The following is a 26017-nucleotide window of genomic DNA, read 5'->3' on the forward strand; positions in this document are numbered from 1 at the left end:
ATCGACGATTACTGGATGACTTATTCCGAAGCCGCGGCGGGAGAGAGGGCCGACAAGATCGAACGAGCGGCCCGTTTCCTGACGACGATGCCGAGGGCCGGACCAGCGTTGCGGCGAGAAGAGGTCCGGAAATGGCGGGTCGGCTCGACCCCCTATGTCTTGATCTATCGCGTGCTGGCTGAAAGGATCGACGTTCTGCGCATCCATCATGGTCGCCAGGACTGGAAACGCGATTGACCCGTATCGGCCTGCTTGGCGGCTCCTTCAATCCGGCGCATCGCGGTCACCGCGCGATCAGCCTGGCCGCGCTCGACGCCCTTGGGCTTGACGAAGTGTGGTGGCTCGTTTCGCCCGGCAATCCGCTGAAGGACAAGGCGCGCGATATGGCGCCCCTGGCCATCCGCCTCGCTTCGGCCCGGGCGATGGCGCGGCATGCACCGATCCGGCCGACCGATATCGAGACCCGGCTCGGCACGCGTTATACCGTTGATACGCTGCGCAAGCTGGTCCGGCTCTACCCGAAAAAGCGCTTCATCTGGCTGATGGGCGGGGACAATCTCGCGCAATTCGATCAGTGGCGCGACTGGCGCGGCATCGCGCGTGAGGTTCCGATTGCGGTCATTGCCCGTCCGGGGTATGAGCATGCTGCCCGCGCGGCTCCCGCGATGGGTTGGTTGCGGCGCTTCATCCGGCCCGCATACCAGGCAAAGAGCTGGACGACGTGGAGAATGCCGGCACTCGTGCTGTTGCGATTCCGCCCTGACCCCACCTCGGCGACCGGCCTGCGCAAGACCGATCCCGCCTGGCAACGGCGTTTTCTGCCGCAATCCGGATCAACACGCTCATCATAGGAATCGTTTTGGCTTCAACTTCACCCGTCATTCGCGCGACCGACCCGGAAGAGGTCGAGGCACTGCACAAGCTGGTCCTGGCTTCGCTCGACGACGATCAGGCGGTCGACACGATCACCATCCCGCTCGCCGGCAAATCGTCGATCGCCGATCATATGGTGATCGCGAGCGGCCGCTCGACGCGCCAGGTCGCATCGATGGCCTCAAAGCTCGCCGAGAAGATCAAGGGCGAGCTTGGCCGCACCACGCGGATCGAGGGGCTGCCGACCGCCGATTGGGTGCTGATCGACGCCGGCGACGTGATCGTCCATCTGTTCCGCCCCGAAGTGCGCAGCTTCTACAATCTGGAGCGGATGTGGGCGTTCGGCGATGCACCGCCGGTGCCTACTGCGCCGGTGCTCGACGCCGACGCCGATACCGATTCCGACGATTAGGCCTTGCTGCTCCATATCGTCGCGCGGGGTCGCATCGGGAAAAGCCCCGAGGCGGAACTGGTTGCGCGCTATCTGAAGCGGCTGTCCTGGCCGACCAAGGTCACCGAGCTACCGGACACAGGCGGCAAGCTGCCGGCGCTTGAGTCGCAGACCCGGATCGTCATGCTCGATGAGACCGGCGACGTGCTGCCTTCGCGCGTTTTCGCCGAGAAGCTCGGACGCTGGCGCGACGATGGCGTGCGCGAGACGCGCTTCATGATCGGTGCAGCCGACGGCTTCGATGATGGCGACCGTGCCGGCGCCGACCTGCTGCTCTCGTTCGGCCGGGCGACCTGGCCGCATATGCTGGCCCGCGCCATGCTCGCCGAGCAATTGTGGCGCGCGACGAGCATCCTTGCCAACCACCCCTATCACCGCGAAGGATAGGCGGTATGCGGGGCGGCACGAAGCTGTGGGGATGGATCGCGGGCGTGGCTGCGCTCGCCCTGGCTGCCCAATCACTTCCCGCTCAGGACCAGCGGCAACGCCTGGCCGAGGCCAAGGCGCAGTCCGAGGCCGCCGCACAGCGCTCCGCCCGGCTCGAGGCGCAGGCCGCCCATGAACAGGATCAGGCGCGTCAGGCGCAGGCGCAGGAGGCGGCCGTCGCCGCGCGCATCCAGCAGGCCGAGGCCGATATCGCGGCCGGGCAGGCGCGGATCGAGATCATCCGCCGCCAGCTCGCCCAGCAGCGTGCGCGGCTCGCGCAGCGTCAGGGGCCGGTCGTCCGGCTGGTCGCGGCATTGCAATCGCTGGCGCGACGCCCCGCCCTGATCAGCATCGTCCAGCCCGGTTCGGTCGGCGACATCGTCCATGTCCGTGCGGTCCTGTCGAGCACCCTGCCGGTGATTCACGCCCGCACCGCCGATGTCCGGGCCGATCTGGCGCGCTCGCGCCGGCTTCAGGCCAGTGCCGCGCTGGCGACTCAGGCACTGGCCGGCAGCCGCGCCAGGCTGGAGGAGCAGCGGCTCGCCTTGACCCGGCTTGAGGCTGAGCACCGGCTGCGTTCGCGTGCGCTCGGGCGCGATGCGCTGTTCGAATCCGATCGCGCCATCGCGCTCGGCGAACGCGCGCGCGATATCGTCGACCTGATGGGCCAGCTCGGCAATCAGGCCGCGGTGCGCGAGAGTCTCGAATCGCTTCCCGGTCCGCTGCCGCGCCCGCCGCGCCCGGGTGAGGTCGCGTCGCCGGTCGATACGGTGTCCTGGTCGCACGCATCTCCACCTTATCGCTTGCCGGTGGTGGGCAAGATCGTCACCGGCCTGGGCGAATTGTCGGATGCCGGCGTGCGCTCGCGCGGGTTGACCATCGCTGCCGCCGCCGACGCAACCGTGGTGGCACCCGCCGCGGGACGGGTCGCTTATGCCGGTATTTTTCGTGGTTATGGCACGATCGTCATACTCGATCATGGCGCCGGCTGGACCTCGCTCGTTTCCGGGCTGGGTTCGGCATCGGTACGGGTCGGCGAGAGTGTCAGCCAGGGCGCACCGATCGGCCGGGCCATACGGGGCGACGATCCGCGCGTGACGGTCGAACTGCGCCGCAAGGGGCGTGCGGTCGACATGACGCCATTGATCGGATGAGGCGGGGCCAATCCGGCCGCATGCCGGCTGGCTCACCCCAGGTTCATCCTTACTGCGCTTTGATCGCGCCGAATTAACCGCTAGAGTTGCGGCAACTGCTCTCCCGATTTGGAAATTTCATGGCTCGTCCCTTCATTCAGGCAACTGCGATCGCCGCCGTTCTGGCGATCGTTCCCGCCACGACCGCCGCCATGGCGCAGGTCGATACCGATGCCTATCGCGAGATCGACCAGTTCATGGACGTCTTCAACCGGGTGAAGGGCGCCTATGTCGACAAGGTCGATGACAAGACGCTGATCAAGGGCGCGATCGACGGCATGCTCGCCGCGCTCGATCCGCACAGTGCCTATGAGACCGGGCTCGACTACGACAATCTGCGCATCCAGACGATGGGCAGCTATGGCGGGCTCGGCCTCACCGTCACGTCGGAGGACGGCGCGGTCAAGGTGATCGCGCCGCAGGAAGATACGCCGGGCTTCCGCGCGGGGATCAAGTCGGGCGATTACATCACCCATATCGACGGCAAGCTGATCTACGGCCAGACCCTGGACGAAGCGATCACCCAGATGCGCGGCACGCCGGGCAGCAAGATCGCATTGACGCTGGTCCGGCCGGGCCGCGACAAGCCGATCGAGGTGACTTTGGTGCGCGAGAAGATCGTGCAGAAGCCGGTCAAGTGGGAGGTCAAGAACGGGATCGGCATCCTCAACATCAATACCTTCTCGGAAAATACCGGCGCTGCGGTGAAGGCGGGCATGCTGGGGATCGAGAAATCGCTCGGCAAACCGCCGCTCGGCTATATCGTCGATCTGCGCGACAATGGAGGGGGCCTGCGCGACGAAGCGATCAACGTCGCCGACAATTTCCTCAATTATGGCGAGATCGTCTCCGAACGCGGCCGCGAAAAGGGCGATATCGAGCGTTTCTACGCCAAGAACGGCGACCCGTCGCGCGGTCTGCCGGTGATCGTATTGGTCAATTCGGGATCGGCCTCGGCATCCGAGATCGTCGCCGGTGCATTGCAGGATCATCACCGCGCGCTGGTCATGGGCGAACGCTCGTTCGGCAAGGGATCGGTGCAGACCGTGCTCGACCTGGGCAATAATTCGGCGCTGCGCCTGACCACCTCGCGTTACTACACGCCGTCGGGACGGTCGGTGCAGGAGGGCGGGATCGAGCCGGACATCAAGGTGCCGCAGATCTCCGACCCCGATTTCAAGACGCGTCCGGTGTTCCGCGAGGCCGATCTGCGCCGTCACCTGATCAACGAGGTCAAGGCCGACAACGCCGTGCTCGAAGAGGATACCAAGGACGATCCGCGCTACAGCGCGACGCCCGACCAGCTCAAGGCCAAGGGAGTCACCGACTTCCAGCTCGATTATGCGCTGAAAACGATCGCCCGGCTTGGCGCCGCGTCGAAGATGGCGGCATCGGCAAAATAATGGCGCGCACCCGCTTCCAGCTCGCGCACGAGCTTGCCTTCTTCCTGCCGGTCGCGCTCATGGCGGGGGCCTTGCTGTCGCAATATTGGGGCGGCCTGTTTCCGTGCGAGATGTGCCATTGGCAGCGCTGGCCGCATTATACCGCGATCGCGCTGGCCGGTTTCGGCTTCCTTGTTCCGCCGCCGGCACGGCGCCTGCTGGTGGTGCTCGCGGCACTTGCGATCGCGGCGAGCGGTGCGATCGGCGTGTTCCATGCCGGGGTCGAATATCATTGGTGGAACGGCATCACGGCCTGCGCATCGAACATCACCGGCTCGGGCGGCACGCCGCAGGACATGCTCGCCCGGATCATGGGTGCGCCGCTGATCCGCTGCGACGTGGCGCAATGGAGCCTGTTCGGAATCTCGCTTGCCGGCTTCAATGCGCTCTTTTCACTTGGCGGTGCCGCCACCATCTTGTGGCTGATGGTACAAGATCGACGCAGATGAGCGGCTGGAAACCCGGCGACGCGAAACGTGCGACGCACGCCATGATCCGGGTGGATCAGGCGGGTGAATATGGTGCGACGCGCATCTATGCCGGGCAACTGGCGGTGATGGGTGATCGATCGCCCGCGGCGCGCGCGATCGCCGGCATGGCCAATCAGGAGGAGCGCCACCGCGCCTTTTTCGACGCGATGATCGTCGAGCGCGGCGTTCGTCCGACCCTGTTGCAGCCCTTCTGGAACGTTGCCGGCTTCGCGCTCGGCGCGGTGACCGCAGCGATCGGTCCGGCCGCAGCGATGGCCTGCACCGTGGCGGTCGAGACCGAGATCGACAAACATTATGCCGATCAACTGATCGAACTGGGCGACAGCGATCCGATCCTGTCGGCGGCGGTGCTGGATTTCCAGGCCGAGGAGGTCGAGCACAGAGAAGCGGCGCTCGCCGCGGGCGCGGAGACGGCGATCGCCTATCCGCTGTTGAGTGCGGTGATCCGCCTCGGCTGCCGCGTCGCCATCGCCACGGCGAAGCGGATATGATGACAGGAATTTTGGAGACGGAAGCGGCGCTGATGCGTTCGACCGTCGGACGGGAGCAAGGCTGATGACATTCGCACTCCGCGCGGCGCTGGCCGCGACGATACTGGCCGGCGGGGGCGTCGCGGCCCCGGCTTTTGCGCAGAATGCGCCGCAGAACGGCGTCCTGGTGATCTACGGCACGCAGAAATGCCCGACCGATCCGAACGGCAACGAGATCGTGGTATGCGAACGTCGCAGCGCGCAGGAACAGTTCCGCATTCCCAAGGAACTGCGCGAACTCGAGATCACGCCCGAGAAGCAAAGCTGGGCGGTGCGTGCCCAGGCCAATGATCAGGCCGGCGCGAGCGGTATCGGCAGCTGCACCAATGTCGGCCCGGGCGGTGGCAGCGGCTGTTTCGTGCAGCAGGCCAATCAGGCGCGGCGCATCAACAAGGACAAGAAGGCGGCCGACAAGCAGGTCCAGGAATCGCTGCCCTGATCGGGCGTCCCGGCGCCTGGCAGTTGGGTTGACTGCATGACCGACACACAGGGGGGCGGGGACCGGTTCGCGGGCCCCATGCGGTCGCGGTCGGTTTGTTCCTGCTCGTCTGGCTGTCGTGCATGTGGTTCGGGTCGTCGGAGTATAATCCCAACAATACGACCCGCCTGTTCGCGGCGATTTCGCTGGTCGATCAGGGCGATGCGACGATCGACGAGTTCGAGGCGCTGACGATCGACAAGGCGCAGTTCGGCGGTCATTACTACATGGACAAGACGCCGGGCATGACGCTGATGGCGCTCCCGGCGGTATGGGCTGCCGACCGGCTGTCGGGCAATGATACCCGCAAGCCGCCGACCGAATTCAACGATCCACGCTACGAGCCTTTCATGAAATTGCGTCTGCGCCTGGCGGTGGCGACGACGGCGGCCGTGCTCATCGCCTTTGCTTCGGTCCTGCTGTTCGACCTGGCGACCGGCATCACCGGTAGCCCGCGGGCGGGGCTGGTTGTCGCGCTCGGCTATGCCATGGCGACGCCCGCCTGGGGCTGGTCGACGACCATGTTCGGCCACGCGCCGGTCGGGGCGCTGTTGCTGATCGCGACCTGGGCGGTGTGGCGCGGCACGTCCGGCACGCGTGAACTCGGCCGCTGGCGCTATCCGTTGATGTTCGGGGCCGCGCTCGGCTGGGCGATCGTGATCGAACTGCCCGCCATCCTGCCCGGTTTCGCGATCGGGCTCTGGGCGATCTGGCGGACGCGCGCCGTGCCGTGGCGGCGGCGTCTGATGCTGGCGGTGATCGCGGCTGCGGCGGGCATTGCCGCCTTGGTCCCGATGCTTGTCTATAACGAGATCGCCTTCGGGTTGCCGTTCAAGGTCGGCTATCAGGGCGTGGTCGGGTTCGAGGGCATGCAACAGGGGCTGTTCGGCCTGACCTATCCGCATATCGAGGTGCTGGCACAGATCATTGCCGGGCCGGATCGCGGGCTGGTGTGGGTCGCACCGATCCTCGTGCTGGCGCCGTTCGGGCTGGCGCGATTGATCCGTGCCCCGGAAACACGTGACCTTGGCTGGCTCGCGGCAGCGATCGCCGTCATCGTGCTGCTGTATAATTCATCCTATTATTACTGGGATGGCGGCTATTCCACTGGCCCGCGCCATTCGGTTCCCGCGCTTGGCTTCCTGGCGCTCGGGCTTGCGCCCTTGTGGCAGGCATGGGGACAAACCGGGCGACGCTGGATCGCCGGGCTGCTGGGCCTGAGCATGGTCATCAATCTCGCCATCGCCGCAGCCGAGGTCACTGCGCCACATGGCTTCCATTTTCCGGTCTATGATCCGGTGATGACGCGCTTCTTCGCTGGAGAGATCCGGACCGTGCCAAGCGACTGGTGGCATTGGAAGACCGGTTTCGGTCTCGCATTCTATCTCGCGCTGGCGCTGCCGATGCTGTGGTTCCTGTTCCGCGCGGTGAGCTTGTCGAGTGCGCCGCCACGGGATAGTCTCGCCCGCATTACCTGACTGGCGTCGCGTGACTGGCGAAGCGTGGAGCACCACGGGGAAGCGCGACCGATCCATGCCGCTCGCCTGGGCAGACCTCATTCGTGAAGGAGCCTCCCATGCCCGATCTGCCCGCGATCCGTATTGCCTTTCTGCTATTCCCCGATGTCACGCAACTCGACCTGACCGGGCCGGCGCAAGTGTTGTCGCGTCTCGGCAATGCGACGATCGATCTGGTCGCGGCGACCCGCGATCCGGTCGCGACCGATGCGGGCTTTGCGCTGCTGCCGACCGCGACATTCGAGGACGCGGTCCAGCCCGACATCCTGTGCATCCCCGGCGGCTTCGGCGTGACCGACGCCAGCGAAGATGCGGCGGCGATGGCGTGGGTCCGTTCGGCGGCGGCTGACGCGATCTGGGTGACCAGCGTATGCACCGGCGCGCTGCTGCTCGGCGCGGCAGGTCTGCTGCGCGGGTATCGCGCGACCACTCACTGGGCGCAACATCACCATCTTGCCGCATTCGGTGCGATCCCGGTGCATGAGCGGGTCGTGTTCGACCGCAACCGCGTGACCGGCGGCGGAGTGACCGCCGGGATCGATTTCGGCCTTGCGCTCACCGCCGCGATCCGCGGCGAGGATCATGCCCGGCTGGTTCAGCTGAGCCTCGAATATGACCCGGCACCGCCGTTCGATGCGGGCTCGCCCGAGCGCGCCGATGCCGCGACGCTTGCGCGCTATCAGGCGCTGGCTGCGCGGCTTGCGCCGGACCGCGACGAACGCACCCGGGCGCTCGCCGCGCGGATGCCGACGGATTAGAGACGGCACCCGCCCGCTCCCCCGCTCAGCCACCCACAGAATATACTGAATGGGTGGCCGGGCGGGGGAGCGGGCTGGTGCCGTCTTGCTGAAAACGATTCTAGGGCTTGCGCTTCATGCCGCGTACCCGGTGCCAGATATAGAAGCCCGCCCCGGCCACCAGCACCACGCCGATCAGTGCATCGGCGCTGTGGAACGCGGCCTTGAGCCGCGGGTCGCTGTTCCATTTCTCGCCCAGCACCATGCCGAGCCAGGCGAGCCCGAAGCACCACGGCCAGGAGCCGACAAAGGTGTACACATGGAATGGCAGCAGCTTCATCCTGGCGACACCGGCCGGAAAGGCGATGAACGAGCGGATCACCGGCAGCAACCGGCCGATCAGCACCGCCGAATTGCCGAAGCGCGCGAAGAATCGGTCGGCGGCGTCAAGCTCGCCCGGGCCGATCAGGACATAGCGGCCCCAGCGCTCGATCGCCGGACGCCCGCCGCGCTTGCCCAGTTCATAGGCCGGAATCGACCCGATATTGCAGCCGATCGCCCCGGCGGTCGCCGCCAAATACAGGTTGAAATGTCCGGTCGAGACGAGATAGCCGGCGAACGGCATGATGATCTCGGACGGCAAGGGAATGCAGGCCGATTCGATCGCCATCAACAGCGCGATGCCGAGATAGCCGCCGCTGGAGATGACCCAGATAGTGAACGTGGCGAGGATGCCCAGGATGTGCTCGATCATGGGCAGATGCGATGGGGGAGGTTGGCGGCGAAGGGAAGCCCTTATTTCCGGGCGACCCGTTCGCCCACCCTGCGCAGATCCTCGACAAACCGGGCAAACTCCTCCTCCTTTTCCGCCTCGTCGGGCAGGCGCAGCAAATAGCTTGGGTGAACCGTGATCCACGCCTCGCCGCCGTCGCCGGGCAGGGCGAGCGCCCGTCCCCGCTCGCGGCCGATGGCCATGGTCTTGCCGAACAGCGAGCGCGCTGCCGTCGCGCCCAGCGCGACCGTCACGCGAGGCTTCACCAGCATGCGTTCCTGATCGATCCACCAGCGGCACGCCTCGATCTCGCCCGCGCCGGGTTTGGAATGGATGCGCCTTTTGCCGCGCTGCTCGAATTTGAAATGCTTGACCGCGTTGGTGACATAGACGCTCGCGCGGTCGATCCCGGCCTCGGCCAGCGCGCGATTGAACATCTGGCCCGCCGGGCCGACAAAGGGCTTGCCGGCCAGATCCTCCTGGTCGCCGGGCTGCTCGCCGACGAACATCAGCGCTGCATCGACCGGCCCTTCGCCGAACACGGTCTGCGTCGCGTCCCGATACAAGGGGCAGCGCGTACAGCCAGCCGCCTCGTCGCGCAGTGCCTCCCATGCGACCGGGATATTGCCGCCGACACTGGCGCGCGCCGTCTCGATCATGCCACTCTCCCGCGCTTGCGCCGCTGCGATCAGGCCGGGCACCAACGCGGTTTCGGGCATGTTTTTCCAATATTTCTTCGGCATTTCCTTCAACATCGCGCCAATCTTCACGCGCGCCGGATTGAAGATCGAGGCATAATAGGTCTTCCACACATCCTCGACCGGATCGCCGTCCGGCGCATCGCCCTTTTGTGCACCCGGACCCTCGCTCAGCGTCTCGCCGTCCCAGTGAATCGACAGGTCCGGCGTCAGGATCGACCAGCGCATCGATGCGAAGCGTTCGATGAAGAAGGCGGCATTGGCGCGGACGATATGATGCTCGGGTTCGAACCAGGCGACGAAACGCGGACCCGCATCGTCGGGGACGTCCCGGAAGCGCAGAAAGGCGCGCATCTTGTGGATGTCGCGCCGCACCTGCCCGGCGAGAGGATCGAGCCGGCGGATCAGCGGATCGGCGCGGTCCTCGATCAGGCCGGGCCGGGAGCGGAGCCGGATGAGCAGGGTGTAGAGCAAGGCGAACCGCTCGGGATCGCGGTGCAGCACCACATCGCGTGCCAGGTCGATAAAGGCGCGCGGGACGGAGAAGCCGGCAGGCGCAGACGAGGTCGTTGACGCTGCCGCTCCGGCGAAGAGATCGCTGCCCCCCTCGCCGATTTGCCAGAGGACTTGCTCAGGCGCCACGGCTTCCGCGGCCAACGCGCGTGCGACGTCGCGCCAGCCTTCGAAATCATCCGGCGCGGCGAGGATCGCAGTCCTCAATGTCGTGCCAGAATGTCAGTCGCGCTCGTCGCTACCCGGCGGCGAGGCTTCGGCGCGGGCCAGCTCCTTCGGCTTGCGCGTCTCGAACACTTTGGCGAGCCGTGCTTCCTCCGCACTGCTGAGCTCCTCCGCGGCGGCGGGGAACATTTCTTCCTCTTCCTCGTCGATATGATGCTCATAGCGGTGGCGCATTTCCTTGAACTTGGTCAGCCATGCGCCGGTGGCCATGTCGATCTCGGCCAGCTCGCCGAGATAATCGTCGATCTCCTTATGCTCGGAGACCGAGTGGCGGGCGTCGTCGCGCAGCTCCGGGTTGCCCAGCATGGTCGCATAGAGCGACTCCTCTTCGGCGGCGGCATGCGCCGAGACTTCGACGCGGAACGCCTCGAACAGAGTCTCGCGCTCCTCGCTCGCGCCGGAGGTTTCGCTGATCTGCGCGAGCAGCGTGCGGTGGCGGTCGTGATCGGCCTTGAGATCGGCGAAGATACGGGCGTCGGCCATGAAACTCTCCTGTGGTTGGCAGAAGAACCGATCGCGGCGATGCTTGTTTCAGTTGCGAGTCGCTTTCACCCCGATATCCGCCGGCGTGCCGGCGGGTGGCATTTCCGCGATCCAGCGTGTGAGCAGGTCGATCGCCTCGGCATGGACGGTGGCGCGGCCCAGCTCCGGCATGGCGATGCCGGGGTCGGCGCTCTCCATGCGGAAGATCAGGATCGAGCGTTCGGGATGGCCCGGGTCGATGTCGAACTCGTTGCTGCCGCTGCCACGTCCCGCCGCTACCGGGTGCTTGAGGATGCCGCGCGCATTCAGATCGGCCTGGTGCCAGTCGAGATAAAGGCCCGAATTGGATGCCGCGCCATTGGGGTTGTGGCAATGCGCGCAATTGGTTTCGAGATAGGCGCGCGCGCGGTCGGCGAGCGGGGCGGCCGCATCGTCCCAGCGTGCGAGGCGCGGCGCATCCGTAGGCAAGCGGTCGAGCATCCCGGCCTTGAGCAAGGCCTGAAGCTGCTTGCCGTCATTAAGATTGCGGATCTTCGGGCCGATCGGGGTGACCGCGCCCGACAGCGCGTGGCAATCCTTGCACTGATTTTGGTTGGGTACCGAATAGCTGATCGTGCGAATGGTGCCCGACGGATCGGTGAAGGTCACCGGGATGCGCGTGCCGGCGCGCTTCAGCACTGCATCGGTACCGTCCGCATTCCACACATAGGGGATCGCCACCCAGCCGCTCGCACGGTGGAGCAGCAGCCGCGTCTCGAGCGCCTTGAACCTGCCCGCCTGCTGATAGCCGAACGTCTTCACCAGCGCCGAGCCGACCGGCAGGTCGATGACCTTGTCCGGGTCATAGGCGGCGGCCTTGCCGCCCGGGACATAGAGATAGCGCTGCTTCTCGGCATAGTCGGAGAAGAGTGGAGTATTGAGCGTATAGGGCGTTACGCGCGCCGCCGGCGCGCGCGTCGCCATGTCGGTAAAGAGATGGAATTCCGACAGGGTCGCCGGATATCCTTCACCGGTGATCGCCGCGTCGTTCACGCCGCGCGCGTCCTCCATCGCCGCGCCCAGAATGACGAGCGCGGCGGCGGCGGAGACGATTATGGCAAGGCGTCGGGCGAGGTTCACCGGGCAGCGGCCTCCATCGCCTCGGGCAACACGACCCTGGCGGGTTGCGGCATCGCTGTGCCCGTGGACAGATCGACCGGCGCCGGCTTGGCCGTCTCCGGCGGTGCGGCGAGCGCAAGGCCCAGGCCAAGCACTGTGACCTTGTCGGTCACGGCCAGCCCGGCCTTGTCGCCGGAGCCGTCCCACAGGATCGGCGGCAGCGACCCGCCGAACGCCGCGGCAAGTTGAGCGCCGCCCGGCAATTGCGGAGCGAAGCCGGCCTTGCCGTGGCGATTACCGCCGACCGCGATGCCGCGCGGCAGCGGGTTGTAGCGCTTGTCGGTAAAGGCCTTGGGGTAGCTGATGATCATCACGTTCGCGGTGCCGTTGCCCGACAGGTCATTGTCGAAGACATGGACATTGTCGTTGGCCATCACCAGCACGCCGGTGCCGGTCGGCACCGTGGCGACGATATTGCCCTTGGGCGCGAAATTGGGCGTGTCGTTGTCGACCACCATATTCTTGAACACGCGGATGTCGCCGCCGCCCATCACCGGCAGATTGGGCAGGTCGAATACCAGGATGCCGCCGGTATTGTGCGTCGCGGTGTTGCCATAGACATCGGCGTTGCGGCTGTTCTCGATCTCGATCCCGGCGACATTGCCCTCGGCGCGCGAATTGCGCACGATGATCCGCTTCGACTGGCCGACATAGATGCCCGCATCGGACGCGCCCTTCACAATGACCGAATCGATCAGCACGTCGCTGCTCTCGACCGGATAGATGCCATAGGCGCCGTTGGTTTCCTTCGGCCCGCCGGTCCATTCGACGCGGACATTCTTGTAGACGATGCGGTCGGCGCCCTTGGTCTTGATCCCGTCGCCCTTCGAATCCTCGACCGCGAAGCCGCGCAGCACGACATCGTCGGAGGTCACGAGCAGGCCTTCGCCCGCACCCAATTGCCCCTTGAAGCTCAGCACCGTCTTGTCCGGCCCGGCGCCGCGCACAATGACCTTGTTGACATCAAGCGACAGGCCGTCGGTCAGGTCGAAGCGCCCCGCACCGATCTCGATCACGTCGCCGGGCGCCGCTTCGATCAGCGCGCCTTGCAGCCGCGATTGCGCATCGGGTCCGGGTGCGACGGTGATGGTCTTGGCCAGGGCGGGCGACGCGATGATCGCGAGCGCCGCAAATGGCAGGATAGGTTTCATGTACAGCTCCTCTAATGTCATGCGCGGGTTCGCCCCGCGTCTATGACGATCATTTTCAGACCGAACCGGGGCCTTTGGCTTTGCCGATTCCGCATCCGTGCCGACATGTTCCGGCATTGGAAAAAATCTAGCGATAACTACTTTATGGTCAATAACTATTTCGGCGAAGTGCGGCACCGATCACTGTTTTCCGGCCATGATCAGATGAAAAGCTCCATTTGTTTCGGCTTGGGCGTAAGAATGGTCTTCAGCCCCGCCAGGTCGGTCAATGCGCCGGGCCGCCAGCCCTCCGCGATCAGAAAGGGCCGCACCTTCACCACCGATACGGTCAGCCGGGCGACATCCTCAAGCCGCAACCGCCGCCAGCGCCGCGCGGCAAGGATCGCATCGACTGCCTTGGTCCCGAGCCCGGGAACGCGCAGCAGCATTTCGCGCGGCCCCTTGTTCACATCGACCGGAAAGGCGCCGCGGAACTTCAGCGCCCAGGCAAGCTTTGGATCGATGTCGAGCGGCAGCATGCCGGTTTCGGCATCGGCCGCCGCGACGACTTCATTCGCGCCATAGCCATAGAAACGCATCAGCCAGTCCGACTGATAGAGCCGGTGTTCGCGCATCAGCGGCGGGCGCTGCAGCGGCAGGATCGCGCTGGCATCGGGGATCGGCGAGAAGGCGGAATAATAGACCCGCCTGAGTCCGAAGCGATCGTAGAGAGTCGACGCCTTGCGCACGATATCGCCGTCGGTCGCGGCGTCCGCGCCGACGATCATCTGGGTCGATTGCCCGGCCGGTGCGAATGTCGGCGCGGAGCGGTATTTTCGGGTCGCGTCAGCGGTATCGATGATCGCCGACTTCATCTCGGTCATCGCGCCTTCGATCCGGCTCTCGGATTTCTCCGGCGCAAGCCGTCTGAGCCCGCTCGCGGTCGGCAGCTCGACATTGATCGACACGCGGTCGGCATGGAGTCCCGCCTGATGCACCAGCTCGGGATCGGCGTCGGGGATGGTCTTCAAATGGATATAGCCACGGAAATGATGGTCTTCGCGCAAGCTCCGCGCGACCTCGACGATCTGCTCCATGGTATAGTTGGAGGAGCGGATGATGCCCGAGGAAAGGAACAGCCCTTCGATATAATTGCGCCGGTAGAAAGCGAGGGTGAGCTGCACCACTTCGTCGGCGGTGAAGCGTGCGCGGCGCACATTGCTGCTCTTGCGATTGATGCAATAATGGCAGTCGAAGATACAGCTGTTGGTCAGCAGGATCTTGAGCAGGCTGATGCAGCGTCCGTCGGGAGCATAGGCATGGCAGATGCCCATTCCGCCATCGGTCGACCCCAACCCCTTGCCGTCGCGCGAACTGCGCTTGACCGTACCCGACGAAGCGCAGGACGCATCATATTTGGCCGCATCGGCGAGGATTTCGAGCTTTTGCTGAATATCGAGCTGGGCCATATGTTCTTTATATGTTCCGATCGACGCGTCGTAAAGGGCTGAAAGTTCTAGAATTTTCTGGTCGCATGTTTGGAGCAAAGCTCGCGACTTCAGTCGGGCAAGGCTTCAGCCGATTCTGCGCGCAACCACCGATCGCGAGCTGGCCGCAGCGTTTGGCGTCTCACGCACCACCATCTTTCGCTGGCGCGCCGCTTACCCGGAGTTCGCCGGGGCGAACGGCTGGCCGCGCACGCCGCACCCCGCTTGGAGGGTTTTGAATTGAGCTGAGTTGAGTTGATCCAACCTTATCCGTGCGAAGATCCGACCCGAGCCGATGTCGCTTTTAGTTGATCCGCTCGAACGAAAGCGTGCGCTGTTCCCGGTCGGCCGCCGTCAGCCGGACGCGCAGCGCGTCGCCCGGTGTCACATTATGCGCGCTGACATTGGCGACCACGGGCAGGTCGCGCAGCTGCATGCGCGCGCCGTGATCGGTCACGTCGGTGACCACCGCCGGGAAGACCTGCCCTTCCTGGCCGTGCAGCATGACGGCCTCGGCCAGGTCGATCACGGCACGGTCGATCCGCCCGCTCAACGCATCGGCGCGGGCCATCACCTGGGGCAGGCGCGTGAATGCCTCGGTCACGACATCCGGCACCGTCTGGCCATTCGCGATCGCCAGCGTGGCGCGCACCACATAGCGGTCGGCAAGCCGGCGCAGCGGGGCTGTGGCATGGGCATAGGTCGCAGCCATCGCCGCATGCCAGGGCACCACGCCGTCGCGGTACGGGACATAGGACGCCCCCATGCCGGCGCGGCGAATCGCCAGCATGAAGGCCGCCTGGCGCGGATCGATCGCATCGAGCGTGCGCTCATACTCGGTGAGCGGCATGGCGTCGGGCCAGGTCAGGCCGAACGCACTGGCGGTATGGCGCAGCCGCTTGACTGCGCGCGCATCGGGTTCGGCCATGACCCGGAACAGCCCGGTATGATGCGCCTGCAGCGCGTCGGCGATCGCCATGTTGGTCGCCAGCGACATGGCGGCGTTGCGATTCTCCGATTCGAGCAGCGGGCGAAAGGCGAGTTGATAGGTGCCGTCGCCGAGCGCGGCGACTTCCTGTTCGGGTGGGTCGACCCGCGCTGCGCCGCGCCGGTCCTCGGCCGCCTGGATACGCCCCGCCAGCTCGGCAAAGCCGGCCGGCAGGTCGCTGTCGCGCACGCTGTCATAGGCGAGCTTGGCCGCACTGCGGATGATTGCGCGCTCGGCGCCGTCGAGGCGGACGCCGCCGTCGGGGGCGACGCGCACGGTGAAGATCACCGCCGGGCGCGGGCCGGTGGGGAGCAGGCTGGCGGCGCCTTCCGCGAGTATCGGTGGATAAAGTCCGGCCTTGCCGTCGGGCAGATAACGCGTCGTACCGCGCTGCCACGCCTCGGTGTCGAGCGCGTCGCCGTCGTCGACGAACCAGGCGACATCGGCGATCGCGTAGTGGAGCAGCAGGTCGGCGCCACTCGGCTCGATTGCAAAGGCCTGGTCGAGATCGGTCGAGGCGGCAGGGTCGAGCGTGACGAAGCGCCGGTCGGTGCGATCGACATGCTGGGCAGGCGCGCGGGCCGCGGCGATTTCAGCGGCGGCCAGGACAGGAGCGGGGAAGGCGTCCGGCACCTGAAACTGGTCGCGGATCGTCGCCAGGCCATGGGCGAGAGCATTGTCGGGATCGGCGAGCGCCTTCATCATTGACCGTGCTACACCGCCGATGGGCATGTTCCGAAGAAAAAAAGCCAAAAAATTTCGCGGCCATGTCACACTCGACCCGCGCTAGCTCGTCTTGACGGGGAAGGTGCATAGGGCACCGAGGAGAAGGCAGATGGCCCCGCGTATCAAGAACCCGTTCAAGTTCATTCCCGACGGCCTCAAGGCAATGATGGCGGTGGAAGCGAGCATCGCGGCCAGCGGGCTGGAGCACAGCTTGCTGGAACTGGTGAAGATGCGCGCGTCGCAGATCAATGGCTGCGCCTATTGCATCCATATGCACGCGACCGATGCGCGGGCGCATGGCGAGACCGAGATGCGGCTCTACATGCTCAACGCGTGGCGCGAATCGCCGCTCTACAATGATCGCGAACGCGCCGCGCTGGCCTGGACCGAGGCACTGACTCATGTCGCCGATACCGGCGCGCCGGATGCCGATTATGCGCTGGTCAGCGCGCAGTTCAGCGAGGAGGAGCAAGTCCAGCTCACCTTGCTGATCGGGTCGATCAACCTGTGGAACCGGCTGCAGATCGGCCTGCGCGCCGTTCATCCGGTGGATGCGGCGCGTGCTGCAGCCTGAGGAGTCGACCCGCATTTTCGAGGCGCAGCGGCCGCGGCTGCTGCGCCTCGCCTACCGCATGCTCGGCTCGTTCAGCGAAGCGGAGGATGTGGTGCAGGATGCGTGGCTGCGCTGGCAACGCGCCGATGTCGCGGTGGAAACGCCCGCTGCCTTCCTGTCGCGCATCGTCACGCGGCTGTGCCTCGACGTGATCAAATCGGCCCGCGTGCGGCGCGAAACCTATATCGGCGAATGGCTGCCCGAGCCATTGCTCGATACCGCCGGGGAAGAGCCGGCCGATGACCTCACCATGACCTTGATGATGGCGCTCGAACGCCTGTCGCCGCTGGAGCGGGCGGCGTTCCTGCTCCACGATGTGTTCGGCGTGGCGCTGAACGAAGTCGCGGCGACGCTCGACCGCGATGCAGGCGCGGTGCGGCAGCTGGCGGTCCGGGCGCGCAAGCATGTCCATGACGCACGGCCGCGCTTTCCGGTCGAACAGGAAGAAGCGGACCGGATTGCCGAGGCCTTTTTCGCGGCGTCGCGCAGCGGCGATACCCAAATGCTGAAGACATTGCTGGCCGACAATGTCGTGCTGCAGGCCGATGGCGGCGGCCGAGTGTTGTCGTTCCGCAACCCGATCGTCGGGGTCGACCGCATGCTGCGGCTGTTCGCCGGCCTGCATCGCAAGTTCGGCGAGCATGGGATGGTGATGATCCGCCCGGTGTGGATCGACGGCTTGCCCGGCTATGTCAGTTCCGAACGCGGGGAAGTCCTGCAGACCACCGCGCTGGAGATCGAGGATGGGCGCATCACCGGCATCTATATCATGCGCAACCCCGACAAGCTGAAACATGTCGAACTGGCCCTGGCCGTCGAAGCACCGGCCGGACAGCCGCATTGATCGCGAGATCGCAAAGGAAAATGACATGACACGGACCTGCATCATCGTCGCGACGATCCTCGGCCTGGCCATGGCGGCCAATGGCATATTCATGCTGGCATCGCCGCTGGACTGGTATTTCGCGGTGCCCGGCGTGACCTCGACCGGCGCATTCAACCAGCATTTCATTCGCGATATCGGCATGATCTTCGTCATGACCGGCGCGGCCTATGTGGTCGGCGCGGTGCGGGCGGAGCTGCGATTGCTGCTCTGGGCGGTGGCGACGATCTGGTTCAGCGGCCATGCCCTGTTCCATCTGTGGGAAATTGCAGTGGGCATCTGCGCGCTGTCCGCTTTTCCGCGCGATTTCGCCGCCGTCACCTTGCCGGCGCTGATCGGGATCGGGCTGACCGCGTGGAGCTATGGCGACCGCCGGCGGCGGATGCTGGCCGGCGCATGATTCAACGGCCATACCCGCTTTGTTAGACGGGGCCTCGCGACGGCGGTAAGGCTTGTCCGTCGTATCGAAGCGGGGAAGATATGAGAGTGGATGCCGGCCCGATCGCGATCCTGTTCGCGGTCCTTGTCCTGTTGGGGCCGCTGATACTCGGCCTGATGGGCTGGCTCCGACGCGGGAAGGTCCGCGGAAGCGGCTCGGCGGCGCGGTCATGGGACTGGCGGCTGACGATCGGGTCGGCGTTGCTCTATGCGCTCGCCTTTGAAGTGCTGTTCCTGATCCAGGAACTGTTTCTCGTCATTCCCAAGGCGCTCACTCCCGGGCTCCATCCGATCCTCTATCACAACAATCACGACTGGACTGGCGACAATCCGCTGGCGCGATTGTTTCAGGGCACCGGCGCACTGGCCATCCTGCTGGTCGGACTGGCGGCGCTGGCCGTGCTGCGCGCCGCGCATGTGCCGAAGGGCATGACCGCGCGCACAGCGCTGATCTGGGTCGCCTTTGCCGGCTTGTTCCAGTCGGTTCCGCAGGTCGTGGTCGGCGCGATCCTGCCGCAGAACGATGTCGGCATGGCGATGGATTATCTTGGCCTCGACGCGCCGCTGCGCTGGGCTGCGGCGCTGCTTGCGATGGCGGCGATCATCGCACTGGCGTTTGCGCTGACTCGCCCCTTGCTCAGCCTCGCACCCGATGCGTCACGCACCGGCACGATCTTCCGGGTGGGGACTGTGCCGGCGGTGCTGGGGACCCTGATCGTCATCCCGTTCCGCCTGCCGGGCTCAATCGACCAGGTGGCGCTGGTCCCGGTTGCGGTGGCGATCATCGGCATGGGATTCATCCAGGCCGGCGCCTGGCGCAGCGCGCCGCGGCCGCCGGAGGCGCCGACCGGCCAGCTCAGCCCATTGCTTCTATTGATCGCGGCGATGGCAATGCTGGCATTTTTCCAGGTCGTGCTGCGACCCGGCATTGCCTTCTGAAGTGACGCCGGGGACTGGCTGTTCTTCGCCGGTGGGGGACGATACACCCGCCCCAAAGCATCGGGAGCGAGCATGAGCGGGACGGATCGAACGCGGTGGTGGCCCTATGTGCTGCTGGGCCTGACCTGCCTCGCCGGCTGGGCGTTCAAGGGGCATTGCGGGGCTTATTGGACCGATTCGATCCAGTACACCACTGGCTGCTACAGCGACGCGGTGCCGTTCTGGGGTCTGCGCGGCGTCGCGGCGGGGCAATTGCCCTATGTCGAGGCGCGGATGGAATATCCCGTGCTGACCGGCGGGCTGATCTGGATCGAAGGTCTGGTGACGCGGACGATCTTCGGCCCGGTGGCGACCGCGGCGCATTTCCTTGGTGTCGTGGCTGCGGTTAATGCGTTGCTCGCCTTTCTCGTGCTGGCAATGATGGAGCGGGCCGGGGTCGATCGCCAGCGGCTCTACTGGTGGGCGGCGGCGCCGCCGCTGATCCTCTATCTCGGGCATAACTGGGATATGCTGGCCGTCGCCTTCGCCGTCGCGGCGCTGCTTGCGGCGCGGCGCGGGGGCGGGGCCAATGCCACCGCGCTGGCCGCATTGGGCACCGCCGCCAAGCTGTTTCCGGTGTTGCTGTTGCCGCTGCTCGGCTTGGGCGCGCTGTTCCCCGCTGAGCGCCGCGGCGTGACCCGGCGTCTTGCCGCCGCGGCGCTGCTGGTGGGGATCGCCATCGCCTATTGGGGCGCGGTCAATCTGCCGCTGGCGCTCGGCGCGTATCAGAACTGGTCCGAATTCTACCGCTTCTCCGGCGACCGGTCGGGCACCGCCGCGTCGATCTGGGAATTGCTGGCGGTGTTCGGGGTCTGGATGTCCCCGATCGCACAGCGCAACCTGGTGTCGGGCGGCCTGTTCCTGATCGGCGCGACGGTGATCGTCGCGTTGGGCTGGCGACGGCACGGCCATCGGCCCTGGCTGTTGTTCACCCCGGTGCTTGCCTGGTTCCTGCTGACCAACAAGGTCTATTCGCCGCAATTCGACCTGTGGCTCTATCCGATGCTGATCCTGACCAGCTACCGGCTCTGGCCGGTTGCCTGGTTCGCGTTCGGCGATGTGCTCGCCTATTTCGCCGAATTCTGGTTGTTCGCCGGAATGGAGGGGCATCTGCCCGCCGCGACGCAGGGCCAGATTGCGCTGGCCGCGGCGATTCGCGGCGCGGCGATGCTGTGGATCATCGCCGCGAGCTTGCGCCAGCCCGCGCCGGATTGGGTCGAGCAGAGCCCTATGCCGCGAGCAGGCTCTCCGCCCCGCCCAGATCGACCGAGACCAGCCGGCTGACGCCCTGTTCGATCATCGTCACGCCGAACAGCCGGTGCATGCGGCTCATCGTCACGGCATTATGGGTGACGATCAGATAGCGGGTCGCGGTTTCGCGGGTCATCGCGTCGAGCAGGTCGCAGAAACGCTCGATATTGGCGTCGTCGAGCGGCGCGTCGACTTCGTCGAGCACGCAGATCGGTGCCGGATTGGTCAGGAACAGGCCGAAGATCAGCGCGACCGCGGTCAGCGCCTGCTCGCCGCCCGAGAGCAGGGTCAGCGACTGCAGCTTCTTGCCCGGCGGCTGCGCCATGATCTCAAGTCCCGCTTCAAGCGGATCGTCCGAATCGATCAGTTCGAGATGCGCGCTGCCGCCATTGAACAAGGTGGTGAAGAGGCGGCGGAAATGGCCGTCGACCGCTTCGAACGCCGCGAGCAGGCGCTGCCGGCCCTCGCGGTTCAGCGTGCCGATCGAGCCGCGCAGCCGGTTGACCGCCTGGCCGAGTTCGTCGCGCTCGGCGCTGTTGCCGATGCTCGCCGCCTCAAGCTCGGCCAGTTCGCTTTCGGCGACGAGATTGACCGGGCCGATCCGCTCGCGCTCCAGCGTGAGACGTTCGTGCATGCTCGATTCGTCCGCCGGGCTGCGCACCGTGTCGACCTGAAAGCCGACCCGCTCCGGCAACACCGGCGCGGGGCATTCGAAACGCTCGCCGGACAAGCGGCCCATCTCGATCCGGCGCAACTCCTGATTCTCCGCGCGCGCCGCCGCGCCGGCCCGGGCTTCGCGCGCTTCGGATAAAGCCTCGCCTGCCATGCGCGCGACGGTGTCGGTTTCGCGCAGCGTGCCTTCGGCCTCGCGTTCCACGGTCTGGGCCGCTTCCGCTTCGGCCCGCGCGGTGCCGTGGGCTGCATCCAGTGCGGCGATCTCGCGGTCGAGCGCTGCGGGGCGGTCGGCCAGCGTTTCGGCTTCGGTGGCCAGTTCGGCGTCGCGCTTGTCCATGTCGCCGATGCGGCGGGCCGCCTCACCGGCCCGGGCGCGCCAGCCCTTGGCCTCGCCGGTACCGCTTGCCAGCCGGTCGCGGTCCTGCGCGATCGTCCGCTCCAGCCCCGCGCGGTCGGCGCGGGCGGTCGCCACGGCGGTGCGTCGGCTTTCGGCCTCGGCGGACAAGGCCACGACTCGCTCGCGGGTCGCGCTGCCGTCGGGCAGGCGCCGCCTTGTCGCGCGTCGCGCGGTCGAGCTCGGCCTGTGCCTCGGACAGTTCCGCCGCAATGCGTTGCCGACGCGAATCCAGATCGGCGCGCTGCGTCTCGATCCGTTCGAGCGCGACCGCCGCCTTGTCCTCGGCGCGGCCGGCATCGCGTGCGCTGGTTTCCGCACCCTCGAGCACGCGGCGCGCATCCGCCGCCGCGCGCCGCGCCTCGGCGATCGCTGCGTCGATGCGATTCAGTTCGGTTTCGGCCGAATCGACTGCGCGGACCACTGCGGGGCGTGCCGCCTCGATTGCGCGCAGCCGGTTCATGCGTTCGAGCCGTTCGGCCGCCGCGGCGCCGCCCGACTTCGCGACATAGCCATCCCAGCGGCGCAGCACGCCGGCGATCGTCACCAGCCTTTGCCCGACGGCAAGCGGTTGGCCATCGTCGCTGTCGGCGACCAGGATCTGCGCCAGCCGTCGCGCGATCGCCGGTGGGGCGGCAATGTGCTTGCCCAAGGCAACGGTGCCAGATGGTGGCGACGGATCGCCCGGCAAGACGTCAGCTCCGGCCCAGAAGCGCTCTGCCGCCGGGTCGAGCCCGGTTTCCAGATCGTCGCCCAATGCTGCCGCGAGCGCGCGCTCATAGCCCGGATCGGCACGCACCTGATCGAGCAGCCGCTCGCGTCCGCTCGCGCGCGTCGCCTTGGCGAGTGCCGCGGCTTCGCTGTCCAGCGCGGAGAGCTCGGCATGCGCCGCGGCGCGCGCCGATTGCGCGCGGTCGCGCTGGTCGATCGCCGAGCGTTCGCCGGCATCGGCGCGGGCAAGTGCGGTGCGGGCGGATTCGGCATGGCGCAGCGCTTGCGCGCGCGCCTCGGCGGCGCGGGTTCGCTCGGCCTGCAGCGGCGCCGCATCACCAAGTGCGGCGGCTTCCGCCGTGACACGCGACAGGTCGCGCTCGCTGCGCTCGGTCCGGGCACGCGCAGCCGCCAGCGCCGCTTCGGCCACGCGCGCTTCCGCCGCTTCACTGGCTTGCGCCGCGAGCGCCTGGGCCAGTGCGACCTCGGCGTCGCGCGCGGCGCGTTCGGCCGTGGCGAGTATCGTGTCCAGTTCGGGCATGCGCGTCGTCGCCTCGGCGATGCGCGCGTCCAGAGTCCTGGCTTCCTCGGCGAGTCGCGCCAGCGCCTCGGCCGCGTCATTGGCGAGCGCGCCTTCGCGCGCGCGGTCCTCGATCAGCCGGGTCCGGTTCTCCGCCAGTTCAGCCAGCCGCCGGTCGACCGTCGCACGCTCGGTGCGCAAGCTGGAGAGTTTATGCCCTGTCTCGCTCGCGCGGTCGCGCGTGGCGAGTGCGGCGGCGCGGGCGGTGGCCAGTCGAGCGGTCGCCTCGGCCTGATAGGCGGCGGCGGCGCGCTGTTTCTCGGACGCCTCGGCGACGTGCGTCTCGGCCAGCGCCGCTTCCGCCTTGGCGGCATCCGCCGCCGCTGCCGCGTCGCGCCAGCGCGCGAAGATCATCCGCGCTTCGGCGGTGCGGATCTGGTCGGAGAGTGCGCGATAGCGTTCGGCCTGGCGTGCCTGGCGCTTCAATGCCGCGGCGCGGGCGTCCTGGTCGGCGATCACTTCGTCGAGCCGGGTGAGATTGGCCTCGGTCGCGCGGAGCTTCTGTTCGGCGTCCTTGCGACGGACATGCAGGCCGGCGATCCCGGCCGCCTCCTCCAGCATCGCGCGGCGTTCGGCCGGCTTGGCGGAGATCACCGCGCTGATCCGGCCCTGGCTGACCAAGGCGGGCGAATGCGCGCCGGTCGCGGCATCGGCGAACAGCAGGGCAACGTCCTTGGCGCGAACGTCGCGCCCGTCGATGCGATAGGCGGAACCGGCGCCGCGTTCGATCCGGCGCACCACCTCGGTTTCCTCGGACCCGGCATCCTCGATCAGCAGCGAAACTTCGGCGAACTCACGCGCCGGGCGCGTGGCGGTACCGGCGAAGATCACATCCTCCATGCCCGCACCGCGCAGCGATCGGGCGGAGGTTTCGCCCATCGTCCAGCGCAGCGCCTCGAGCAAATTGGATTTGCCGCAGCCGTTCGGGCCGACGATCCCCGTCAGCCCGGGCTCGATGCGCAGGTCGGCGGCATCGACGAAGCTCTTGAATCCAGACAGCCTGAGCCGCTTGATCTGCACTTACGACACCGCCCCCCTGTTGATGCCCCGTTGATGCCCCTGCTGAAGATCGGGCGGGATCAGCCGCCCGCGCCCTTCAGCGCCGGCTCGAGCTGGGACCAGCTCACTGCGTCGACCTTCTTGTCGTTGATCAGGAAGGTCGGCGTGCCGGTGACGGTGCCCGATCCCGCGGCGTCGTCGCTCAGCTTGGCCGCCGCTTCCAGCTTGGCCTGGTCGTTGAGGCAAGCGCGCGCCTTGGCCTCGGGGATGCCGCGCTGCTTGACGAAATCGATCAGGCCCATCTGCTCGGCGAGCGCCGTCGCCACTTCATTGGGTTTCATGCTCGCGAACTTCGCCTGCGCTTCGGGCGAAATCTTCTGCAGCTTGTCGAGATAATCGCTTTGATTCTGATACATCTGCTCGAGCAGCGGGAAGAAGGGCTGTGCGCCGCCGCAGGTGCCGAGCAGGGCGGCGGCGAGATCGGGTGCGCCATGGACCAGGAAATCGCGGAATTCATAGCTGACCTTGCCGGTCGACACATAATTCTTGATCAGCGGCTCCATGCCCTCACGGCCGAACTGGCCGCAGGTCGGGCAGGTGCGCGAGCCATATTCGACCAGCTTGATCGGCGCGTTGGGATTGCCCAGGCGATACCCGCCCTCAGGTGTCTGAGCCGATGTCTCGGCCCAGTTCTGCCCGGCGGGCGCCGGGACGGCGGCAACCGGCTTGGCGGGCGCATTGCTGTTGCCGGCGCTGTCTCCACCGCCGCAACCGGCGAGAGCGATCAAGGGCAGGACGGCGATTGCGAGACGGAACTTCATGGTCGGCACACTCCAGGGAAAATCACGAAACAACAGTATCACGGTAACGGATCAGCGCGCACCCGCCGCCTGCAGAACCTTGTCCAGCGCAGCCCAGTCGGCGTGCGGATAGGGCTTGCCGTTGACGACGAAGCTCGGGGTGCCGCCATCGTTCGGCGCGGCGGCACGAATCGCGGTCCAGGCCGCGTCGGCCATTACCACGACCTTGAGCGTGTCCGCCTCATTCGCAAAACAGGCATCGAGCGCCGCGTCGCTCAATCCTCTGGCGCGGCCGATATCGGTCAGCCCGGCCCCGTCGGCCAGCGCGCGCAGCCGGGCATTTTCCGGATAGAGCCCCATCCGCCCGGCATTGACGCGATCGAATTGCATTCCGCGCACCAGCCAGTCCTCCTGGCTCGCGAACATCGCATCGGTCGCCGCGAAAAAGCCCGCAGGGCCAGTGCAGCGCGCGATGATCGTCGCGGCCATATCGAGCTTGTCGCGGATTGCGTGGCGCAGCTCGACGCTGGTCGAGCCCGAACGGACATATTTGCCCTTGAGAACGCCTGCCGATTGGGCGGAGAAATGCCCGCAGTGCGGGCAGGTATAGCTGAGATATTCGATCAGCTTCACCTTCGCCTTGGGATTGCCGACGACGAACGCGCCGCTGCTCGTCTGAGTCACGGTTTTGGACCAGTCGCGCGGGGCGGGGGCCGCGCCGATCAGCAGCGGGGCCAGAAATAAGGCGATCATCCAGCGAATCACTCGTCTCCACTCCCCTTGACTGGGCTTGCCACGATCGGCGGTCCCCTGGTCGCGGCGACGCCTGCCGCCAATGCTTCGAGCACCGCTTTCAATTCCGGATCGGCGATGGTGCGCAGGCTTGCGCCAAGCTCGACCGGGATCGGTTTCAGCGATGGCGGCGCCGCGCGCGGGCGTGGCGCGGGGACATCGCCCTGGCGCATCTGCACTCGCGCGACCGCGGCATAGCCGAAGAAGCGATTGACCCGTTCGATGATCTCGGGCGCGATATGCTGCATCATCGTGCCATGCGCGCCGCGTACCACCAGGTTGAGCGTGCCTTCGGATCTTTTTCCTTGTGGAAAGCGGATCGATTCGGGCGCGGACACCCCGGCATAGCGCGCGCCGACGATCTCGGCCCAGCGGCTCACCACTGCGCTCTGCACGAAGCCGAAGCGACGAAACGCGGCACGGCCGGCGTCCGGCAACAGCTCGGACACCGCGCGCGCGCGACCGCCACGTGCCGCTGGACTCGGTGATTGGGTATCGGGGGCAGGAACGCCACGTTTGCTCATTGCGTCTCTCATGCCATAGCGATGCGGTGCCCGCAAAGCCCCGATCCATCCGCCCCCAGCT

General features: G+C 66.6%; 27 protein-coding genes, 1 pseudogene and 1 riboswitch. Of the genes and pseudogenes, 17 read left to right on the top strand and 11 right to left on the bottom strand.

The annotated features are described in order from the left end of the window. Positions 1-15: 15 nt before the first annotated feature. The 11 genes from H3Z74_RS22875 to H3Z74_RS22925 all read left to right on the top strand — a co-directional run bounded on the left by H3Z74_RS22875 (position 16) and on the right by H3Z74_RS22925 (position 8159). Positions 16-237, top strand: coding sequence for a type II toxin-antitoxin system RelE/ParE family toxin (locus H3Z74_RS22875; RefSeq protein WP_229726751.1), 222 nt, complete (start codon positions 16-18; stop codon positions 235-237). Continuing rightward, positions 234-851 (top strand): nicotinate-nucleotide adenylyltransferase, encoded by a 618-nt coding sequence (locus tag H3Z74_RS22880; RefSeq protein ID WP_187761764.1) that lies wholly within the window; start codon positions 234-236, stop codon positions 849-851. The genes H3Z74_RS22875 and H3Z74_RS22880 overlap by 4 nt, the downstream gene beginning before the upstream one ends. An 8-nt stretch (positions 852-859) precedes the next feature. Further along, on the top strand, positions 860-1285 hold the full coding sequence (rsfS, locus tag H3Z74_RS22885) for a ribosome silencing factor (RefSeq protein ID WP_187761765.1): 426 nt from the start codon (positions 860-862) through the stop codon (positions 1283-1285). Between the two features lie 3 nt (positions 1286-1288). Then, on the top strand, positions 1289-1711 hold the full coding sequence (locus tag H3Z74_RS22890) for a 23S rRNA (pseudouridine(1915)-N(3))-methyltransferase RlmH (protein WP_187761766.1): 423 nt from the start codon (positions 1289-1291) through the stop codon (positions 1709-1711). Between the two features lie 5 nt (positions 1712-1716). Next, positions 1717-2904: a murein hydrolase activator EnvC family protein gene (locus H3Z74_RS22895; RefSeq protein WP_187761767.1), complete on the top strand. Its 1188-nt coding sequence runs from the start codon at positions 1717-1719 to the stop codon at positions 2902-2904. Between the two features lie 119 nt (positions 2905-3023). Beyond that, positions 3024-4346, top strand: a complete 1323-nt coding sequence (locus tag H3Z74_RS22900; RefSeq protein ID WP_187761768.1) for a S41 family peptidase — start codon at positions 3024-3026, stop codon at positions 4344-4346. Beyond that, entirely contained in the window at positions 4346-4834 is a 489-nt protein-coding gene (locus H3Z74_RS22905) for a disulfide bond formation protein B (protein WP_187761769.1), read from the top strand. Before H3Z74_RS22900 ends, H3Z74_RS22905 begins: the two co-directional genes overlap by 1 nt. Next, positions 4831-5367, top strand: a complete 537-nt coding sequence (locus H3Z74_RS22910) for a demethoxyubiquinone hydroxylase family protein (protein ID WP_187761770.1) — start codon at positions 4831-4833, stop codon at positions 5365-5367. Before H3Z74_RS22905 ends, H3Z74_RS22910 begins: the two co-directional genes overlap by 4 nt. Positions 5368-5431: 64 nt before the next feature. Further along, positions 5432-5845 (top strand): hypothetical protein, encoded by a 414-nt coding sequence (locus tag H3Z74_RS22915; RefSeq protein WP_187761771.1) that lies wholly within the window; start codon positions 5432-5434, stop codon positions 5843-5845. Between the two features lie 95 nt (positions 5846-5940). Then, a complete protein-coding gene (locus tag H3Z74_RS22920) occupies positions 5941-7362 on the top strand; it encodes a glycosyltransferase family 39 protein (RefSeq protein ID WP_229726752.1) in 1422 nt (473 codons plus the stop codon). After that, positions 7363-7441: riboswitch (ZMP/ZTP riboswitch) on the top strand. It begins immediately after the preceding gene. Between the two features lie 19 nt (positions 7442-7460). Next, positions 7461-8159, top strand: coding sequence for a DJ-1/PfpI family protein (locus tag H3Z74_RS22925; RefSeq protein ID WP_187761772.1), 699 nt, complete (start codon positions 7461-7463; stop codon positions 8157-8159). A gap of 100 nt (positions 8160-8259) precedes the next feature. On the opposite strand, the gene H3Z74_RS22930 is transcribed toward H3Z74_RS22925, so the two are convergent. The 6 genes from H3Z74_RS22930 to H3Z74_RS22955 all read right to left on the bottom strand — a co-directional run bounded on the left by H3Z74_RS22930 (position 8260) and on the right by H3Z74_RS22955 (position 14586). Next, on the bottom strand, positions 8260-8892 hold the full coding sequence (locus H3Z74_RS22930) for a DedA family protein (protein ID WP_187761773.1): 633 nt from the start codon (positions 8890-8892) through the stop codon (positions 8260-8262). A gap of 41 nt (positions 8893-8933) precedes the next feature. Next, the gene (locus H3Z74_RS22935; RefSeq protein ID WP_187761774.1) at positions 8934-10328 is read right to left on the bottom strand and encodes a UdgX family uracil-DNA binding protein; all 1395 of its coding nucleotides are present in this window, start codon (positions 10326-10328) and stop codon (positions 8934-8936) included. Positions 10329-10343: 15 nt separating this feature from the next. After that, a complete protein-coding gene (locus tag H3Z74_RS22940) occupies positions 10344-10829 on the bottom strand; it encodes a hemerythrin domain-containing protein (protein ID WP_187761775.1) in 486 nt (161 codons plus the stop codon). A 48-nt stretch (positions 10830-10877) separates the two neighbouring features. Next, positions 10878-11948, bottom strand: coding sequence for an SO2930 family diheme c-type cytochrome (locus H3Z74_RS22945; RefSeq protein WP_229726753.1), 1071 nt, complete (start codon positions 11946-11948; stop codon positions 10878-10880). Continuing rightward, positions 11945-13138: a parallel beta-helix domain-containing protein gene (locus H3Z74_RS22950; RefSeq protein WP_187761776.1), complete on the bottom strand. Its 1194-nt coding sequence runs from the start codon at positions 13136-13138 to the stop codon at positions 11945-11947. The genes H3Z74_RS22945 and H3Z74_RS22950 overlap by 4 nt, the downstream gene beginning before the upstream one ends. Before the next feature lie 200 nt (positions 13139-13338). Further along, a complete protein-coding gene (locus tag H3Z74_RS22955; protein WP_187761777.1) occupies positions 13339-14586 on the bottom strand; it encodes a putative DNA modification/repair radical SAM protein in 1248 nt (415 codons plus the stop codon). Between the two features lie 139 nt (positions 14587-14725). On the opposite strand from H3Z74_RS22955, the gene H3Z74_RS24915 reads away from it, so the two are divergent. Beyond that, complete coding sequence (locus tag H3Z74_RS24915; RefSeq protein WP_412034843.1) at positions 14726-14848, top strand: hypothetical protein; 123 nt, start codon at positions 14726-14728, stop codon at positions 14846-14848. A gap of 60 nt (positions 14849-14908) precedes the next feature. On the opposite strand, the gene H3Z74_RS22965 is transcribed toward H3Z74_RS24915, so the two are convergent. Then, positions 14909-16324, bottom strand: coding sequence for an RNB domain-containing ribonuclease (locus H3Z74_RS22965; RefSeq protein ID WP_229726754.1), 1416 nt, complete (start codon positions 16322-16324; stop codon positions 14909-14911). A gap of 103 nt (positions 16325-16427) precedes the next feature. On the opposite strand from H3Z74_RS22965, the gene H3Z74_RS22970 reads away from it, so the two are divergent. The 5 genes from H3Z74_RS22970 (at position 16428) to H3Z74_RS22990 (ending at position 20514) form a co-directional block, all read left to right on the top strand. After that, positions 16428-16892 (top strand): carboxymuconolactone decarboxylase family protein, encoded by a 465-nt coding sequence (locus H3Z74_RS22970; protein WP_187761778.1) that lies wholly within the window; start codon positions 16428-16430, stop codon positions 16890-16892. After that, positions 16870-17775, top strand: a complete 906-nt coding sequence (locus tag H3Z74_RS22975) for a sigma-70 family RNA polymerase sigma factor (RefSeq protein ID WP_187761779.1) — start codon at positions 16870-16872, stop codon at positions 17773-17775. The genes H3Z74_RS22970 and H3Z74_RS22975 overlap by 23 nt, the downstream gene beginning before the upstream one ends. Positions 17776-17800: 25 nt before the next feature. Next, entirely contained in the window at positions 17801-18214 is a 414-nt protein-coding gene (locus tag H3Z74_RS22980; protein ID WP_187761780.1) for a hypothetical protein, read from the top strand. An 80-nt stretch (positions 18215-18294) separates the two neighbouring features. Beyond that, positions 18295-19191 carry a hypothetical protein gene (locus tag H3Z74_RS22985; protein ID WP_187761781.1) on the top strand — a complete coding sequence of 299 codons (897 nt, stop codon included), beginning with the start codon at positions 18295-18297 and terminating at the stop codon, positions 19189-19191. A 72-nt stretch (positions 19192-19263) separates the two neighbouring features. Beyond that, on the top strand, positions 19264-20514 hold the full coding sequence (locus H3Z74_RS22990; RefSeq protein ID WP_187761782.1) for a hypothetical protein: 1251 nt from the start codon (positions 19264-19266) through the stop codon (positions 20512-20514). Here the strand turns inward: H3Z74_RS22990 and H3Z74_RS22995 are convergent. The 4 genes and pseudogenes from H3Z74_RS22995 to H3Z74_RS23010 all read right to left on the bottom strand — a co-directional run bounded on the left by H3Z74_RS22995 (position 20459) and on the right by H3Z74_RS23010 (position 25968). Then, positions 20459-23861, bottom strand: a pseudogene (locus H3Z74_RS22995) (chromosome segregation SMC family protein). The gene H3Z74_RS22990 and the pseudogene H3Z74_RS22995 sit on opposite strands and share 56 nt — an antisense overlap. 59 nt (positions 23862-23920) lie before the next feature. Then, positions 23921-24661 carry a thioredoxin domain-containing protein gene (locus H3Z74_RS23000; protein ID WP_187761783.1) on the bottom strand — a complete coding sequence of 247 codons (741 nt, stop codon included), beginning with the start codon at positions 24659-24661 and terminating at the stop codon, positions 23921-23923. A 51-nt stretch (positions 24662-24712) separates the two neighbouring features. Next, positions 24713-25393, bottom strand: a complete 681-nt coding sequence (locus H3Z74_RS23005) for a DsbA family protein (RefSeq protein ID WP_187761784.1) — start codon at positions 25391-25393, stop codon at positions 24713-24715. A gap of 8 nt (positions 25394-25401) precedes the next feature. Then, a complete protein-coding gene (locus H3Z74_RS23010) occupies positions 25402-25968 on the bottom strand; it encodes a DUF721 domain-containing protein (RefSeq protein WP_187761785.1) in 567 nt (188 codons plus the stop codon). Positions 25969-26017: the final 49 nt, after the last annotated feature.

Source organism: Sphingomonas alpina, from assembly GCF_014490665.1.
GTDB lineage: Bacteria > Pseudomonadota > Alphaproteobacteria > Sphingomonadales > Sphingomonadaceae > Sphingomonas > Sphingomonas alpina.